Source organism: Streptomyces sp. NPDC046303, assembly GCF_055588085.1.
On the sequence record NZ_JBVJFA010000027.1, the window covers coordinates 23,872 to 39,624 of the forward strand.

Consider the following 15,753-nt stretch of genomic DNA (forward strand, 5'->3'; position numbering starts at 1 on the left):
AAGAGATGAACGTCTTGGATGGTGACAGCACACGGCCCGGACCCCCGCGTTCTCACTCGAACGGAGGATCCGGGCCGTGTGGTCGGACGATTTACAGCCTGGTCCGGCGGCTGATCAGAGCTTGGTCCACGCCTCGGTGAGCACCGAGCGCAGGATGCCCTCGATCTCGTCGAAGGTGCCCTGGTCGGCGATCAGCGGCGGGGCCAGCTGGATGACCGGGTCCCCTCGGTCGTCGGCGCGGCAGTACAGGCCGTTCTCGAACAGCGCCTTGGAGAGGAAGCCGTAGAGCACGCGCTCCGTCTCCTCGTCCGTGAAGGACTCCTTGGTGACCTTGTCCTTGACGAGCTCGATGCCGTAGAAGAAGCCGTTGCCGCGGACGTCGCCGACGATCGGCAGGTCGTGCAGCTTCTTCAGCGTCGAGAAGAAGGCGTCCTCGTTGTCCAGCACGTGCTGGTTGAGGCCTTCCTTGTCGAAGATGTCGAGGTTGGCCAGCGCGACCGCCGAGGAGACCGGGTGGCCGCCGAAGGTGTAGCCGTGCAGGAAGGTGTTGTCGCCCTTGTAGAAGGGCTCCGCGATGCGGTCCGAGACGATGCAGGCACCGATCGGGGAGTAGCCCGAGGTCATGCCCTTGGCACAGGTGATCATGTCCGGGACGTAGCCGAACTTGTCACAGGCGAACATCGTGCCGAGGCGGCCGAAGGCGCAGATCGTCTCGTCGGAGACGAGCAGGACGTCGTACTCGTCGCAGATCTCGCGGACGCGCTGGAAGTACCCGGGCGGCGGCGGGAAGCAGCCGCCCGCGTTCTGCACCGGCTCCAGGAAGACGGCCGCGACGGTGTCGGCGCCTTCGAAGAGGATCTCCTGCTCGATCTGGTCGGCACACCAGCGGCCGAAGGCCTCGGGGTCGTCGCCGTAGATCGGGGCGCGGTAGATGTTGGTGTTCGGCACCTTGTGCGCGCCGGGGACCAGCGGCTCGAAGGGGGCCTTCAGGGCCGGCAGGCCCGTGATGGACAGGGCGCCCTGCGGGGTGCCGTGGTAGGCGACCGCACGCGAGATGACCTTGTACTTGGTGTGCTTGCCCTGCAGCTTGAAGTACTGCTTGGCGAGCTTCCAGGCGGTCTCCACGGCCTCGCCGCCACCGGTGGTGAAGAAGACCTTGTTCAGGTCGCCCGGGGCGTAGTCGGCGAGGCGCTCGGCGAGCTCCACGGCCTGGGGGTGGGCGTACGACCAGATGGGGAAGAACGCGAGTTCCTGCGCCTGCTTGTAGGCGACCTCGGCCAGTTCCTTGCGGCCGTGACCGGCGTTGACCACGAACAGGCCGGCGAGGCCGTCGAGGTAGCGCTTGCCCTTGTCGTCGAAGATGTAGGTGCCCTCACCGCGCACGATGGTGGGCACGGGCGCGTTCTCGTAGGACGACATGCGGGTGAAGTGCATCCACAGGTGGTCGTACGCGGTTTTGGAGAGGTCCTGGCTCACGGGTTATCGAGTTCCCCACATGTAGGTCTGCTTCTTCAGCTTCAGGTAAACGAAGCTTTCGGTTGATCGCACGCCGGGGAGCGCGCGGATCTTCTTGTTGATCGTTTCGAGCAGGTGGTCATCGTCCTCGCAGACGATCTCGACCATCAGGTCGAAGGACCCTGCGGTCATCACCACGTACTCGCACTCGGCCATGGCGGTCAGGGCGTCCGCCACCGGGTCGAGGTCTCCCTCGACGTTGATGCCGACCATGGCCTGGCGTCGCAGGCCCACGGTGAGCGGGTCGGTGACGGCGACGATCTGCATGACGCCCTGATCGAGCAGCTTCTGCACGCGCTGGCGCACGGCCGCTTCCGACAGGCCGACGGCCTTGCCGATCGCTGCGTAGGGACGGCGACCGTCCTCCTGCAGTTGCTCGATGATCGCCAGGGACACAGCATCGACCGAAGGGGACGGTTGTCTGTTCCTGGAATCTGCGCTTCGACTGACCACGACCACACTGTGCACGAGGAGTCGTCTGTTCCGCAAGACGGAATCGATGAAATCCGTCGTTTGGCGACTCAGATCTCACCGATTTCGTAGTTGGTGGTCTCTGGCTCTGTCGAAAGCGTCCGCCGAGGGGCTACTCTTGGGAATCGTCTCAATCGTTGGACATGTGATCAGGAGAGTGGCTGTAGTGACCACCGAACTGCGTCGTCTGCGCAACTACATCGGCGGAGAGTTCAAGGACGCCGCCGACGGTCGGACCACCGAGGTGGTGAACCCGGCCACCGGCGAGGCGTACGCCACCGCCCCGCTCTCGGGTCAGGCCGATGTGGACGCCGCCATGGCCGCCGCCGCGGCCGCCTTCCCGGGCTGGCGCGACACCACGCCCGCCGAGCGCCAGAAAGCGCTGCTGAAGATCGCGGACGCCTTCGAGGCCCGCGCGGAGGAGCTCGTCGCCGCGGAGTCGGAGAACACCGGCAAGCCGCTGGGCCTCACGGCCAGCGAGGAGCTCCCGCCGATGGTGGACCAGATCCGCTTCTTCGCGGGTGCCGCCCGGCTGCTCGAGGGCCGCTCGGCCGGCGAGTACATGGAGGGCATGACCTCGATCATCCGCCGCGAGCCGGTCGGCGTCTGCGCCCAGGTCGCGCCGTGGAACTACCCGATGATGATGGCCGTGTGGAAGTTCGCCCCGGCCATCGCCGCGGGCAACACCGTGGTCCTCAAGCCCTCGGACACCACCCCCGCCTCCACCGTCCTGATGGCGGAGATCATCGACTCGATCCTGCCCAAGGGCGTCTTCAACGTCATCTGCGGTGACCGCGAGACCGGCAAGGCCATGGTCGAGCACTCCACCCCGGCGATGGCCTCCATCACCGGCTCGGTGCGCGCGGGCATGCAGGTGGCCGAGAGCGCCTCAAAGGACGTCAAGCGCGTCCACCTGGAGCTCGGCGGCAAGGCCCCGGTCGTGGTCTTCCAGGACGCCGACATCGCCAAGGCTGTCGAGGACATCGCGGTCGCCGGCTACTTCAACGCCGGCCAGGACTGCACGGCCGCCACCCGCGTGCTCGTCCACGAGTCCATCCACGACGAGTTCGTGTCCGCGCTCGCCAAGGCCGCCGCCGACACCAAGACCGGCCAGCCGGACGACGAGGACGTGCTGTACGGCCCGCTGAACAACCCGAACCAGCTCAAGCAGGTCGCGGGCTTCATCGAGCGCCTCCCCGCCCACGCCAAGGTCGAGGCGGGCGGCCACCAGGTCGGCGAGAAGGGCTACTTCTACGCCCCGACCGTGGTCTCCGGCCTCAAGCAGGACGACGAGATCATCCAGAACGAGGTCTTCGGTCCGGTCATCACCGTCCAGTCCTTCACGGACGAGGCCCAGGCCGTGGAGTACGCGAACGGCGTCGAGTTCGCCCTCGCCTCCTCCGTGTGGACCAAGGACCACGGCCGCGCGATGCGGATGTCCAAGAACCTCGACTTCGGCTGCGTGTGGATCAACACCCACATCCCGCTCGTCGCCGAGATGCCGCACGGCGGCTTCAAGAAGTCCGGCTACGGCAAGGACCTCTCCGCCTACGGCTTCGAGGACTACACGCGCATCAAGCACGTGATGACCTCGCTCGACGGCTGACCGGTCGCATCGGTCAGAGCCGACCGCTGACGGGGCGGGTCGTGGACACCATGTCCACGGCCCGCCCCTTCGCGTTCACCGAGGCCGCGCCTCAATGGAATTGAACATGTTCAGGAGATTGGCTGAACGCGTTCAGAAATGGGCGTAGGCTTCCTTCCATGAGCGAGAGAAGCGCCCTCCAGCGGCGTATCCGTGTCTGGCTGACCCTGTTCCTCGTCTGCCTCGTACTCAGCGGGCTCACTGCCTTCCCGCTGGTCACCGAACTCCGCTGGGCCAACGCCCTGGTGGACCACGAATGGCTCCGGCGGGTGGGTGACGGGCTGGAGCGGGCCGATGCCGAATACCCCTTCCTCCTCTACGGCACCGACTGGCTGGCCTTCGCCCACCTGGTCATCGCCGTCTTCTTCTACGGCGTCCACCGCGACCCGGTGCGCAACATATGGATCGTCGAAGCCGGTGTGATCGCCTGCGCAGGCGTCATCCCGCTCGCCCTGATCTGCGGCCCGATCCGCGGGATCCCCTTCTGGTGGAGCGTCATCGACATGTCGTTCGGGGTCTTCGGAGTCATTCCGCTCCTGGTGCTGCGCCGCATGATCAAGCGCCTTGAGGTCATGCCGGCTTAGCGAAGGCGGCCATCACGATGCCAAGGGCCACCGGGTTCGTGTCCCGGCCCTTGGCGTCGGTGGAGTTCACCGCGTACACGAGGGTGCGGGAGAGGTCGCGGGTCGCGCCTATCGCCGCGTTGTAGCCGTGCCGGCCGCCCGTCTTGCCCCAGGCCACGGTGCCGTCGGGCAGGACGAGCCGCGACAGGCCCGCCGTCAGCGCGGCGTCCTTCCCGGTGACGTAGTCCTTCACCGCGGGCACCGTGAACATCTCCTCCAGCTGCGCCCCGGGCACGATGCGGCCGCTGAACAGGGCCACGGTGAAGCGCTCCAGGTCGGCCGTGGTCGAGATGATGTCCCCGGCGGCCCACCGGTCCGAGGAGTTCCACTCCGTCACATCGCGCAGCTCCCGGGAGCCGTCCGCCCCCGCTATCGCCTGGTAGCCCCGGTTGTGCGGACCGTGGATCCTCGTCTGCGTCCGGGCCGGGAAGGAGGTCTGCCGCAGACCCAGCGGCCGCAGGATCCGCCGGGCGACCTCCTCCTCGTACGAGCTGCCCGTCACCTCCTCGATGAGCACGCCCAGCACCGTGTAATTGATGTTCAGGTAGTGCTGGGCCGAGCCCGGGGTGAACTCCGGCTCCTTCGCGAAGGCGTTGGCCAGCTGATCGTGCGGGTCCGTCACATCGAAGCGGTGCTCCCACTGCGCCTCGAAGGAGTCGCCCGGACCGTCCGCCGCCGGTATGCCGCTGGTGTGGTTGAGCAACTGCCGGACCGTGACCGCGCCGTAGGCATCGGGGACCGACCCGGGCAGGTACCACCGGACCGGCCTGTCCAGCTCCACCCGGCCCTCCGCCACCAGCTGGAGCACCACCGCCGAGGTGAAGGCCTTGGTCACCGACCCGGCCCGGAAGCGGCCCTGCTCCACGGCCTGACGCCCGGTGCGGATGTCCGCGACACCCGAACTCCCGCGCCAGCTGCCGCTCGTACCGCCGACCCGGACCAGTGCGGCCGTCGCATGCCCATGCTCCGGACCCAGAGCGGCGATCGCCTTCTCCAGTGCCGCCGCGTCGGGCGGCGTACGGATGACGGGCGCGGCCGGCGCGGCCGGCGCGGCGGAGACGGGTGCGGGCGCCGGCGCCGCATGGGCGACGACCGGACCGGAAGCGACCCCCAGCACCAGAGCTGCGGCGATCAGTGTGCGCGTACGAGCGTTCATGGCGATCCCCCTGTGAGACACCCGGGGCCACTGCGGCCCCCGGTCACCCCATGCTGCTGGTCGCAGGGCCCGTTGCGGATCACCCCACGGAGGGGTCTTCAGCAGTACGACAACTCACCGGCGCGAGGGAGCCGACACGCCCATCTCTCACTCCCCAGAGGGAGATACCCCAGAGGGATCCCCCGCCGCGATCAGGCCCGTCTCGTAGGCGCAGATCACCGCCTGGATCCGGTCGCGCAGCCCCAGCTTCGCCAGCACGTTCCCCACATGCGACTTGACCGTGTGCTCGCTCACCACCAGCGCCGCCGCGATCTCCGCGTTCGAAAGCCCCCGCCCCAGGTGCAGCAGCGTCTCCCGCTCCCGCGCCGTCAGCACCTCCAGCCGGGCCGCCGAGCGCGCCAGGACCGAAGGCCGCGCCGTCGCCGCCGTGTACTCCTCGATCAGCCGCCGCGCCACCGAAGGCGCCAGCAGCGACTCGCCCGCCGCCACCACCCGTACCGCGTGCACCAGATCGTCCCGCCGCACGTCCTTCAGCAGGAACCCGCTCGCCCCCGCGTGCAGCGACTCGTACACGTACTCGTCCGCGTCGAAGGTCGTCAGCATGACCGTCCGGCACGCGCTCCGCGCCGAGATCGCCCGGCAGGCCTCGATCCCGTCCAGCACCGGCATCCGGATGTCCAGCAGGGCCACGTCCGGCTCCTGCCGCACCACCGCCTCCACCGCCGCCGCGCCGTCCCCGGCCTCCGCCACGACCTCGATGCCGTCCTGCGCGTCCAGGATCATCGCGAACCCGCTGCGCACCAGCTCCTGGTCGTCCGCCACCACCACACGGATCGTCATCCGCCCACCTCCAGCGGGGAGGTTACAAGGACGGCCCGGAGAACGAATCCGCGTCCGCCCGGCCCCGGACCGGCCTCCACCGACCCGCCGTGCGCCGCCGCCCGCTCCCGGACCCCGATCAGGCCGTGCCCGCCGCCGCCCCTGACGGGACCCCCCGGACGCCCCGGACCCCGCCCGTCGTCCGTCACCGTGACCGTCAGCTCCTCCCGCGCGTGGTGGAGCCGGACCGCCACCCGCCGGGCCGCGGCGTGCTTCACCACGTTCGTCAGGGCCTCCTGCACGATCCGGTACACGGCCGTGTCCACCGCCGCGGGCAGCACCCGCACCTCGCCGGTCTCCTCGTACGACACCTCCGGACCGCCCTGCCGCACCCGGTCCAGCAGGCGGGGCAGCGCCGCCACCCCCGGCTGCGGCTCACGCGGCGCCGGACCGTCCTCCCGCAGCACCCCGAGCATCGCCCGCAGCTGCGCCATCGCCTCCCGGCCGGTCTCCGAGATCGCCTCGAAGGCCGCTTCGGCCCGCTCCGGGGCCCTTCGCACCGCGACCGGACCGGCCTCCGCCTGCACGATCATGATGCTGACGGCGTGCGAGAGGATGTCGTGCATCTCCCGTGCGATCCTGGCCCGTTCGCGCGCCACGGCCTGCTCCGCCTCGATCCGGTTCGCCCGCTCCAGCTGCGCCGCCCGGTCCTCGACCGCCGCGGTGTAGGCCTGCCGCGTGTACTGGAGCCGGCCCAGCGCATAGGCGGCCCCCGCGCAGAACAGGGTGAAGGACAGCTCCCTGGCCGTACCCGTCTCCAGCCCCACGGACGCGATAACGGCCGCCACCGAGAGCACCCCCACCGCCATCCGCACCCGTGCGGGGCACAGCAGGGCGACCGTGTAGAAGGAGATCAGCCCCGCGTACGGCAGCGGCTGGCCGGGACCGTCGAGCGCCAGCTTGTAGACGCCGCCGACGAGCAGGATCACCACCAGCACCGTGACCGGCCGGCGGCGCCGCCACACCAGCGGCAGCACCCCCAGCGTGGTCATCGCGTACGAGCCCCAGGTCACGGCCGGCAGCCCGGCCTCCCGGGGCAGTACGAACGGCATCGTGACGGCCAGCTGCACCAGCAGCGTCAGACCCAGGTCCACGCCCCACGGCCGGACCCGGTCCAGCCGCACGCGCGGCCGCACGCCCAGCCGCACCGCCCCCGCGCGTATCACCGGCCGAACTCGGCCCGTACGGCGGTCAGCGCGTCCATCCGGTTCGTGGTGACCGAGTCGACCCCGGCCCTGATGAGCGCCCGCATCGTCCGCTTGGTGTCCGCGGTCCAGGCCGAGACCAGCAGGCCGTCCCGGTGCAGCGCGTCCGTCAGCTCCCGGCTGACCAGACCGAAGCGGTAGTTGAGCCACCGGGGGGCCACCGCGTCGATCAGCACCCGCCGCGGCGGCGACAGCGTGGTCCAGGTCAGCGCGATCTCCGCACCCGGATCTGCGGCGCGCACCGCCAGCATGGTCTTCGGGCCCGCGCAGTAGAAGGTGCGCTCGCGCGCCCCGCACTCGCGGACCTGGTCCACGACGGTCCGTACCGCCTCGTACGAGGCACCGGGCAGGTCGAGCATCAGCCGGCCCGCCCCGGCCGCCAGCACCGCCTCGCGCAGGGTCGGAACCCCGCCCCCCGTCAGCTCCTTGAGCTGCGGGGACGTGACGGCGTCGAGCCGCACGTCATGCCCCCACAGCCGCTGGAGCGTGTCGTCGTGGAGCAGGACCGGCACCCCGTCGCGGGTCAGCCGCACGTCGATCTCGACCGCGTCCGCCCCGCGCGCGAACGCGGAGCGGATCGAGGACAGGGTGTTCTCACGGGCACGGTAGGGATCGCCGCGGTGGGCGACGGCAGTCAGGGTGCGCATGGCCCCATTCTCGGGGGCCGGCCGCGGGACGGGACGTCAGCGCGCGAGCCATTCGGCCGTGTACGCGTCGATCTCCGCGGTGATCGCCGCCTTGCCGGCCTCGTCCAGGAAGGAGGCCTCGACGGCGTTCTTCGCGAGCTGGGCCAGACCGCGCTCGTCGAGGTCGAGGAGGCGCGCCGCCACCGCGTACTCGTTGTTGAGGTCGGAGCCGAACATCGGCGGGTCGTCGCTGTTGATGGTGACGAGGACACCCGCGGCGACCATCTCCTTGACGGGGTGCCGGTCCAGGTCGGTCACCGCGCGGGTGGCGATGTTGGAGGTCGGGCAGACCTCCAGCGCGATGCGGTGCTCGGCCAGGTAGGCGAGCAGCTCGGGGTCCTGGGTGGAGCTGGTGCCGTGGCCGATGCGCTCGGCGCCCAGCTCGCGGATGGCGTCCCAGACCGTCTCGGGGCCGGTGGTCTCGCCGGCGTGCGGCACGCTGTGCAGGCCGGCGGCGCGGGCCTGGTCGAAGTACGGCTTGAACTGGGGGCGCGGTACGCCGATCTCGGGGCCGCCCAGGCCGAAGGAGACCAGGCCCTCGGGGCGCAGGTCCACGGCGAGGCGGGCGGTCTCGGCGGCGGCTTCCAGGCCGGCTTCGCCGGGGATGTCGAAGCACCAGCGCAGGATGACGCCGAGTTCGGACTCGGCGGCCTTGCGGGCGTCCTCGATGGCCGCCATGAAGGCCTTCTCCTCGATGCCGCGGCGGGTGGAGGAGTAGGGGGTGATGGTCAGTTCGGCGTAGCGGATGTTCTGCCGGGCCATGTCGCGGGCCACCTCGAAGGTGAGGTGGCGTACGTCGTCGGGGGTGCGGACGAGGTCGACGACCGACAGGTAGACCTCGATGAAGTGCGCGAAGTCGGTGAAGGTGAAGTAGTCGGCGAGCGCCTCGGGATCGGTCGGGACCTTCGAGTCGGGGTGCCGGGCGGCGAGCTCGGCGACGATGCGCGGTGAGGCGGAGCCGACGTGGTGGACGTGGAGTTCCGCCTTGGGCAGCCCCGCGATGAAGGGGTGCAGGTCGGTCATGAAGGTGCCTCCGGGAGGGCGCGCGTGCGGTCGGTTCGGCCTTCATCGTAGGCACGCCGGTGACTGTCGGTGGCAGCGCTTAGCATGGCCGTACGAGAGGGGGGTGCCGCATGACCGACCAGAGCCCTGAGCCGAGGGACCCGTGGGCGCCGCCGGAGCGGCCGGCGGTGGACCTGGGCAAGCAGCAGGCCGCGCCGGGAGTGCCGGGCCCGCCGTCCGTGCACGACCAGCAGACGGTCGCCGGGATGCCGGGGGCCGGAGCGCCATATTCCGCCCCCCAGCCGCAGCTCCAGCCCCAGCCTCAGCCCCAGCCCGCCGCGTCGCCGTCGCCGGCGACGGTGCCCATCGCGCCGCCCGCGTACGGGTATCCGGCCCAGCCGGAGCCGGGCGGGTACGGATATCCCACCGGGCCGTCCGCCCTGCCGGGCTACGGGTACCCTGGCGACACGGGATACCCGGGATATCCCGGATACCCGGGCGCGGCCTCCTACCCGCCGTACGCGGTGGCCAGGAGCAACGGCTTCGGCGTCACCGCGCTCGTCCTCGGCATCCTCTCCGTCGTCGGCTGCATCACCAGCGTCCTGGCCATCGGGATCGGGATCGGGGCGGTGGTCTTCGGCGCCCTCGGCAAGGGCAAGGCGAACCGCGGCGAGGCCGACAACGGCGGGATGGCGCTGGCCGGCATCATCCTCGGCGCGATCGGCATCGTGCTCGGCGCCCTGATGCTGCTCGCCATGTTCGCCCCGTTCATGGAAGACGGCTGGAACAGCGACTTCCGCGACGACAGCCCGTACTCGGACTCCCGGCAGCGCGAGAAGATATGAGCCCCGGGCCGAAGAACGGCCCGGGGCTCACGCTCATCCGCCGGCTCAGGCGTGGGACACCCACGGCCAGTCGGCGTCCTGGCCGCGCTCGATCAGGGACACCATGCGGAAGGCCGCGTCGGTGAGCCCGCCGAAGGCGTGCCGGTTCGCGGAACCGGACGGGGCGTGACCCACCCGGTAGCCCGCCAGGTTCCAGGTGTACACCGGCACCGTCTGCGGAACCTCCGCCGTCGGGTCACCGCTGTAGCCGTACGAGGCGGCCTGCTCGTCGGTGACGATCAGTACCCGGTCGTGACCGCGGTAGTGCTGCTTGACGGCCTTGGCCGTGTACGTCCCGCCGAGGTCCCCGAACCGCTCGAGCACCTTCAGCACGGACTCGCCCCGCGTGTACGGGACCACCGCACTGGTCGTCCCGAACTGCACCAGGTCCGCGTGCTCGGCGCGCAGCGCGAGGGCCGCCCCGAACACCGCTGCCGCGTCGGCCCGGTTGAGCTGCGAGCGGTCCGACAGCGGGGACCACATCGACCCCGACCGGTCCACGAGGACCAGCGTCCGGCCGGGCAGCGCCGGCACGTTCGCCAGCGAATGGCCGAGCGCCCGCTCCAGCGGGAACGCCCAGCGCAGCGACGGCGCGTGCTGGTAGGCGGCCAGGTAGCGGAAGGGGAACTGCCGCGACCGGGCGACGGTCTCCGGGTCGGAGATCTTCGCCGCGACCGCCGCTGCCACCTCGTCCGAGACCCCGGCCTGGTCGAAGTTGCGCAGGTTGCGCAGCAGGGCCATCGCACCCATGGACGGGATGACCGCCTCCCAGGCGGCCGCGTCCATGGGCCCCTGCAGCCAGCCGGCCAGCGCCTCCCAGGTCATGCCCGCCCGCGCGAGCCGCTCGGCGCCGTCCGGTGCGGTGAGCACACCGCGCCGCTCGGACACCGGGAGCGCCATCAGCGCCCGGTGGGCGGCGAGGGTCCGGTTGCCGGCCGGGACCTCGGCGGTCTCCGGGTGGTGCCGGCGGTCCAGCGCGTAGCGGAACAGCTCGCCCTGCCAGGACTTGGCCGGGTCGGGGGAGGCGTGCACGAGGTTGAGGACGTCACCGAAGCGGTAGCTCTTGGAGTCGGTGTCGTACTTCAGCAGCGAGCTGCCGGAGTAGAGGCGGCGTACCGCGTCGGCGATGCCGCGCTTGACGGGCTTGGGCACGTTCCGTCCGTAGGTCGCCGTCCAGTAGGCCAGCAGCTCGCCGGGCTCGTCCGCGCGCTGCAGTACGGAGTCCACGACCCGGCGGTTCGACGGCCCCTCGGCGACGTCCGCGTCGAGGCGTGCCTTCACGTACTCGGCGGCGCCGACGAGTGAGGCGGTCCGCATGTTCGCCTCCCCGCGGAGCCAGCCCAGCAGGCCGGCCGTCCACGCGGGGTCCTCGACGGCGAGCTGCCGCACGAGTGCCGCGAAGCGGTCGTCGCGGGCCTCGCCGCTCTCGTACGCGGTGCGCTGCGTCACGAAGTTGGCGACGGCGAGCAGGAACAGCTCGGAGCGCGGGTCGCGGAGGTGGCCGGGGCCGCCCTGGTGGGTGCGGGCGCGGCCGACCGAGCGCACGGGCGACGTGGGCGAGGCGGGCGCCGCCTTGGACGCGCGCAGGTTGAAGCGAGACATGTGAATCCCCCCGAATTCAAAGGAAAGCGGGGGAGGCGTGACGTGCGGGATGCCCGAGATCGGAAGTCGGCGACGGACTTGTGTCAGCTGCTCTAATCGTCTGAGCTACCGGCCGGAGCCGGGCGGGACTTGAACCCGCGACCCGCTGATGAAAGAAGTAACCGTTGCCTGCGCACCGGGCATCCCGCACGCGGCCTCCCGAGATCAAGGTGGCGGCGGCCTGGTGTCTTGGGAAAAGAAGGAGCCGCAGCCTGCGCACCGGGAGGTGCGTGACGTAGGTGTCCAGAGAACAAGGTCGGCGAAACCACGTGGTGCTCTGCCAACTGAGCTACACCGACCCGAAGTCGATGACGGGACTCGAACCCGCGACCGCCCCATTAACAGTGGAAGTATGTCTCACCTGCGCACCTGGACAGGGACAACGTTAGGTGCAGGGCCCGGGCTCCGCCACGCAATTAGCGATCAGCCTGGCGCAGCCGCTCGCGGGCTTCCATCAGGGCGAAGCCCAGCAGGTTCAGGCCCTGCCAGCGGGCCGGGTCCAGGGCGCGTTCGTCGTCGGCCGCCAGGCCGATGCCCCAGACGCGGTCCAGGGGGCTCGCCTCCACCAGGACCCGGTCGCCCGTGGTCAGCAGGTAGGAGCGCAGCGCCGGGTCGGAGCCGAACTTGTGCACGCTGCCCTCCACGACCAGGGCGAACCGCTCGCGCTCCCACACCGCTTCGTCGAAGCCGCGCACGAGCCGTCCGGCGTTCTTCGCCTCGGCCGGGGTCCGCGCGGAGAGGGCCGCCCGCTCCGCCTCCGCGTCCCCGAAGAGGCGCGCCTTCCCGGCCATCATCCAGTGCTCCGCCGTCGCATAGCGGACGTCACCCACAGTGAACTCGGACGGCCACCACTGGCTCAGGCAGCTCGGACCGAGGGTCCCGTCCGGCCTCGGCCGGTGCCCCCAGAACGGCAGGTACTTCACTCGCTCACCACGGCTGACCTGCCGGATCAGGTCGTCGATCATGTCCATGCACGCCAGTCTGGCAGTCGCCACGGACAACTCGTACGGGATTTCGGGCGTGCCTCGACACTTGGTCGACCGAATCCGTCGCGTAATCAAAAGGCAACAACGGAATCACTTGGACAGGGGAGCCTCCTCTGCCAGGATCGGCACTCAATTCGAGCTGTAGCTCGAACTGTAGCTACGGAGAGCGTGAGAGCGTGATGGGCAACCGCTTCCAGGTCAAGGACCGCTTCGCGGACGGCGCGCAGTACATCGACGGCCGGCTCAGGCCCGGCACTTCGGGCAGGTCACACACCGTGGTCGACCCGGCCACCGGGGACGAGGTCCTCACCTACGAACTCGCGGGCACGGCGGACGTGGACGAGGCCGTCGCCGCCGCCCAGCGGGCCTTCCCGGGCTGGGCGGGCGCCACCCCCGGGGAGCGGTCGGACGCCCTGCACCGCCTGGCGGCCGTACTGGCCGAGCAGGCCGAGGACTTCGCGTACGCCGAGTCCCTCCAGTGCGGCAAGCCGATCAAGCTGTCCACGGAGTTCGACGTGCCGGGGACCATCGACAACACGGCCTTCTTCGCGGGGGCCGCGCGCCACCTCCAGGGGCAGGCGGCCGCCGAGTACTCCGGCGACCACACCTCCTGCGTACGCCGCGAGGCCATCGGCGTGGTCGGCTCCATCGCCCCCTGGAACTATCCGCTCCAGATGGCCGCGTGGAAGATCCTCCCGGCCATCGCCGCGGGCAACACCATCGTCCTCAAGCCCGCCGAGCTCACCCCCCTGACCTCCCTGATGTTCGCGCAGGCCGCCAAGGACGCGGGCCTGCCCGACGGCGTGATCAACATCGTCACGGGCGCCGGCCGCGAGGCCGGCGAGCACCTCGTCGGCCACCCCGACGTGGTCATGACCTCCTTCACCGGATCCACCGCGATCGGCAAGCGGGTCGCCGAGATCGCCACCTCCACCGTCAAGCGGCTCCACCTCGAGCTCGGCGGCAAGGCGCCCTTCCTCGTCTTCGACGACGCCGACCTGGAAGCCGCCGCGCACGGCGCCGTCGCCGCCTCCCTCATCAACACCGGCCAGGACTGCACCGCCGCCACCCGCGCCTACGTCCAGCGCCCGCTCCACGACGCCTTCGTCGCGCGCGTCGCGGAGCTGATGGAGACCGTCCGCCTGGGCGACCCCTTCGCGCCCACCACCGACCTCGGCCCGCTGGTCTCCCACGCCCAGCGCGACCGGGTCGCCGGGTTCGTCGAGCGGGCCCGCGCCTACGCCACCGTCGTCACCGGCGGCGAGGTTCCGGGGGGCGAGCTGGCCGAAGGCGCCTACTACCGGCCCACCCTCATCACCGGCGCCGCCCAGGACAGCGAGGTCGTGCAGTCCGAGATCTTCGGCCCGGTCCTTGTCGTCCTGCCCTTCGACACCGACGACGAGGGCCTCGCCCTGGCCAACGACACCCCGTACGGACTCGCCGCCTCCGCCTGGAGCCGCGACCTCTACCGGGCGAACCGGGCCACCCGCGAGATCAAGGCGGGCTGCGTCTGGGTCAACGACCACATCCCGATCATCAGCGAGATGCCGCACGGCGGCTACAAGGCCAGCGGCTTCGGAAAGGACATGTCGGCCTACTCCTTCGAGGAGTACACGCAGGTCAAGCACGTGATGTACGACAACACCGCGGTAGCCGCGAAGGACTGGCACCGCACCATCTTCGGGGACCGTCCGTAACCATCTGCGGCCACCGCCGCGTGAAACCCACCCCGCCTGACCAGCGGCACACCTCCCGAAAGGGCACAGCGCATGGAGCAGTTCGAGCCCGACCGCCTCTCGGCGGCGCAACTCGCCGCGATGCGGCGCAGCCTCACCAGCGGGCGCGGCGCCCTCACCCGCCGCTCGCTGCTGCGCGCCTCCGGAGTCGGAGCGCTCACCCTCGGAGGCCTGTCCACCCTCGCCGGGTGCGGAATCCCGCCCGCCAAACGCGAGGGCGACGCGGCGGTGGCCTCCGACGACCACTCGGCCCAGGAGAAGGAGATCAACTTCTCCAACTGGACCGAGTACATGGACACCAGCGAAGACGAGAAGACCCGGCCCACCCTGGAGGAGTTCACCAAGCGGACCGGGATCGAGGTCAAGTACACCGAGGACATCAACGACAACGTCGAGTTCTTCGGCAAGATCCGCCCGCAGCTCGCCGCCGGCCAGGACACCGGCCGCGACCTGATCGTCGTCACCGACTGGCTCGCCGCGCGCATCATCCGCCTGGGCTGGGCGCAGAAGCTGGACCCCTCCCACCTGCCGCACGCCTACGCCAACCTGATCCCGCAGTTCCGCACCCCCGACTGGGACCCGGGCCGCGCCTACAGCTACCCGTGGACCGGCATCGACACCGTCATCGCCTACAACACCAAGGCCACCGACGGGAAGAAGGTGGACTCCGTCACGCAGATGCTGGACGACCCCACCCTCAAGGGCCGGGTCGGCTTCCTCACCGAGATGCGCGACAGCGTGGGCATGACCCTCCTCGACCAGGGCAAGGACCCGGCGAACTTCACCACCGCCGACTTCGACGGTGCGATCGGCCGCCTCCAGAAGGGCGTGGACTCCCGGCAGATCCGCCGCTTCACCGGCAACGACTACACCGCCGACCTCGACAAGGGCGACCTCGCGGCCTGTCTGGCCTGGGCGGGCGACGTCATCCAGCTCCAGGCGGGCAACCCGGACATCCAGTACGCGATCCCCGCCCCCGGCTACATCACCTCCAGCGACAACCTGCTGGTGCCCGCCAAGGCCCGGCACAAGGCCAACGCGGAGAAGCTGATCGACTACTACTACGAGCCCCCGGTCGCCGCCCAGCTGGCCGCCTTCATCAGCTACGTCTGCCCGGTCGAGGGCGTCAAGGACGAACTCGCCAAGATCGACCCCGCCCTCGCGGACAACCCGCTGATCGTCCCGGACAAGGCCATGGCCGCCAAGGCCCACGCCTTCCGCTCCCTGACCGGCGAAGAAGAGACGGCGTACGAGGAGAAGTTCGCCAAGCTGATCGGAGCCTGACGCCCGACGCCCCGCGCGGCGAGCCGTGGAGGACCGGGGC

14 protein-coding genes and 1 tRNA gene are annotated in these 15,753 nt (G+C 70.5%); 5 read left to right on the forward strand and 10 right to left on the reverse strand.

The window, feature by feature from the left end; translation table 11 throughout:
- Positions 1-114: 114 nt before the first annotated feature.
- Both ACZ6I1_RS25610 and ACZ6I1_RS25615 read right to left on the reverse strand, forming a co-directional pair.
- Positions 115-1,476, reverse strand: a complete 1,362-nt coding sequence (locus ACZ6I1_RS25610; protein WP_469290880.1) for an aspartate aminotransferase family protein — start codon at positions 1,474-1,476, stop codon at positions 115-117.
- Between the two features lie 3 nt (positions 1,477-1,479).
- A complete protein-coding gene (locus tag ACZ6I1_RS25615) occupies positions 1,480-1,983 on the reverse strand; it encodes an Lrp/AsnC family transcriptional regulator (RefSeq protein WP_069922162.1) in 504 nt (167 codons plus the stop codon).
- 169 nt (positions 1,984-2,152) lie between these two features.
- Here ACZ6I1_RS25615 and ACZ6I1_RS25620 point away from each other — a divergent pair, with 169 nt between their 5' ends.
- Both ACZ6I1_RS25620 and ACZ6I1_RS25625 read left to right on the forward strand, forming a co-directional pair.
- Positions 2,153-3,592 (forward strand): gamma-aminobutyraldehyde dehydrogenase, encoded by a 1,440-nt coding sequence (locus ACZ6I1_RS25620; RefSeq protein WP_469290882.1) that lies wholly within the window; start codon positions 2,153-2,155, stop codon positions 3,590-3,592.
- A gap of 158 nt (positions 3,593-3,750) precedes the next feature.
- Positions 3,751-4,215: a hypothetical protein gene (locus tag ACZ6I1_RS25625; RefSeq protein WP_469290884.1), complete on the forward strand. Its 465-nt coding sequence runs from the start codon at positions 3,751-3,753 to the stop codon at positions 4,213-4,215.
- Here the strand turns inward: ACZ6I1_RS25625 and ACZ6I1_RS25630 are convergent.
- The 5 genes from ACZ6I1_RS25630 to ACZ6I1_RS25650 form a co-directional block, all read right to left on the reverse strand.
- Complete coding sequence (locus ACZ6I1_RS25630) at positions 4,202-5,410, reverse strand: serine hydrolase domain-containing protein (RefSeq protein WP_469290886.1); 1,209 nt, start codon at positions 5,408-5,410, stop codon at positions 4,202-4,204. The genes ACZ6I1_RS25625 and ACZ6I1_RS25630 overlap by 14 nt on opposite strands.
- Before the next feature lie 147 nt (positions 5,411-5,557).
- Entirely contained in the window at positions 5,558-6,250 is a 693-nt protein-coding gene (locus ACZ6I1_RS25635) for a response regulator (protein WP_469290888.1), read from the reverse strand.
- The gene (locus ACZ6I1_RS25640) at positions 6,247-7,452 is read right to left on the reverse strand and encodes a sensor histidine kinase (RefSeq protein ID WP_469290994.1); all 1,206 of its coding nucleotides are present in this window, start codon (positions 7,450-7,452) and stop codon (positions 6,247-6,249) included. The genes ACZ6I1_RS25635 and ACZ6I1_RS25640 overlap by 4 nt, the downstream gene beginning before the upstream one ends.
- Complete coding sequence (locus ACZ6I1_RS25645) at positions 7,452-8,141, reverse strand: glycerophosphodiester phosphodiesterase (RefSeq protein ID WP_469290890.1); 690 nt, start codon at positions 8,139-8,141, stop codon at positions 7,452-7,454. The genes ACZ6I1_RS25640 and ACZ6I1_RS25645 overlap by 1 nt, the downstream gene beginning before the upstream one ends.
- A 36-nt stretch (positions 8,142-8,177) precedes the next feature.
- Entirely contained in the window at positions 8,178-9,203 is a 1,026-nt protein-coding gene (locus tag ACZ6I1_RS25650; RefSeq protein WP_469290892.1) for an adenosine deaminase, read from the reverse strand.
- Between the two features lie 110 nt (positions 9,204-9,313).
- Here ACZ6I1_RS25650 and ACZ6I1_RS25655 point away from each other — a divergent pair, with 110 nt between their 5' ends.
- A complete protein-coding gene (locus tag ACZ6I1_RS25655) occupies positions 9,314-10,027 on the forward strand; it encodes a DUF4190 domain-containing protein (protein WP_469290894.1) in 714 nt (237 codons plus the stop codon).
- Positions 10,028-10,072: 45 nt separating this feature from the next.
- Here ACZ6I1_RS25655 and ACZ6I1_RS25660 read toward each other — a convergent pair whose 3' ends face one another.
- From ACZ6I1_RS25660 to ACZ6I1_RS25670, 3 genes are all read right to left on the reverse strand, one after another.
- Positions 10,073-11,668, reverse strand: a complete 1,596-nt coding sequence (locus tag ACZ6I1_RS25660) for a TROVE domain-containing protein (protein WP_469290896.1) — start codon at positions 11,666-11,668, stop codon at positions 10,073-10,075.
- A 345-nt stretch (positions 11,669-12,013) separates the two neighbouring features.
- Positions 12,014-12,094 (reverse strand) — tRNA-Asn (locus ACZ6I1_RS25665).
- 29 nt (positions 12,095-12,123) lie between these two features.
- Entirely contained in the window at positions 12,124-12,678 is a 555-nt protein-coding gene (locus ACZ6I1_RS25670) for an NADAR family protein (RefSeq protein ID WP_469290898.1), read from the reverse strand.
- A gap of 194 nt (positions 12,679-12,872) precedes the next feature.
- Between ACZ6I1_RS25670 and ACZ6I1_RS25675 the strand changes: the two genes are divergently transcribed.
- Both ACZ6I1_RS25675 and ACZ6I1_RS25680 read left to right on the forward strand, forming a co-directional pair.
- Positions 12,873-14,390: a gamma-aminobutyraldehyde dehydrogenase gene (locus tag ACZ6I1_RS25675; RefSeq protein ID WP_469290996.1), complete on the forward strand. Its 1,518-nt coding sequence runs from the start codon at positions 12,873-12,875 to the stop codon at positions 14,388-14,390.
- A gap of 72 nt (positions 14,391-14,462) precedes the next feature.
- Positions 14,463-15,713 carry a polyamine ABC transporter substrate-binding protein gene (locus tag ACZ6I1_RS25680; RefSeq protein WP_469290900.1) on the forward strand — a complete coding sequence of 417 codons (1,251 nt, stop codon included), beginning with the start codon at positions 14,463-14,465 and terminating at the stop codon, positions 15,711-15,713.
- Positions 15,714-15,753 lie beyond the last annotated feature (40 nt).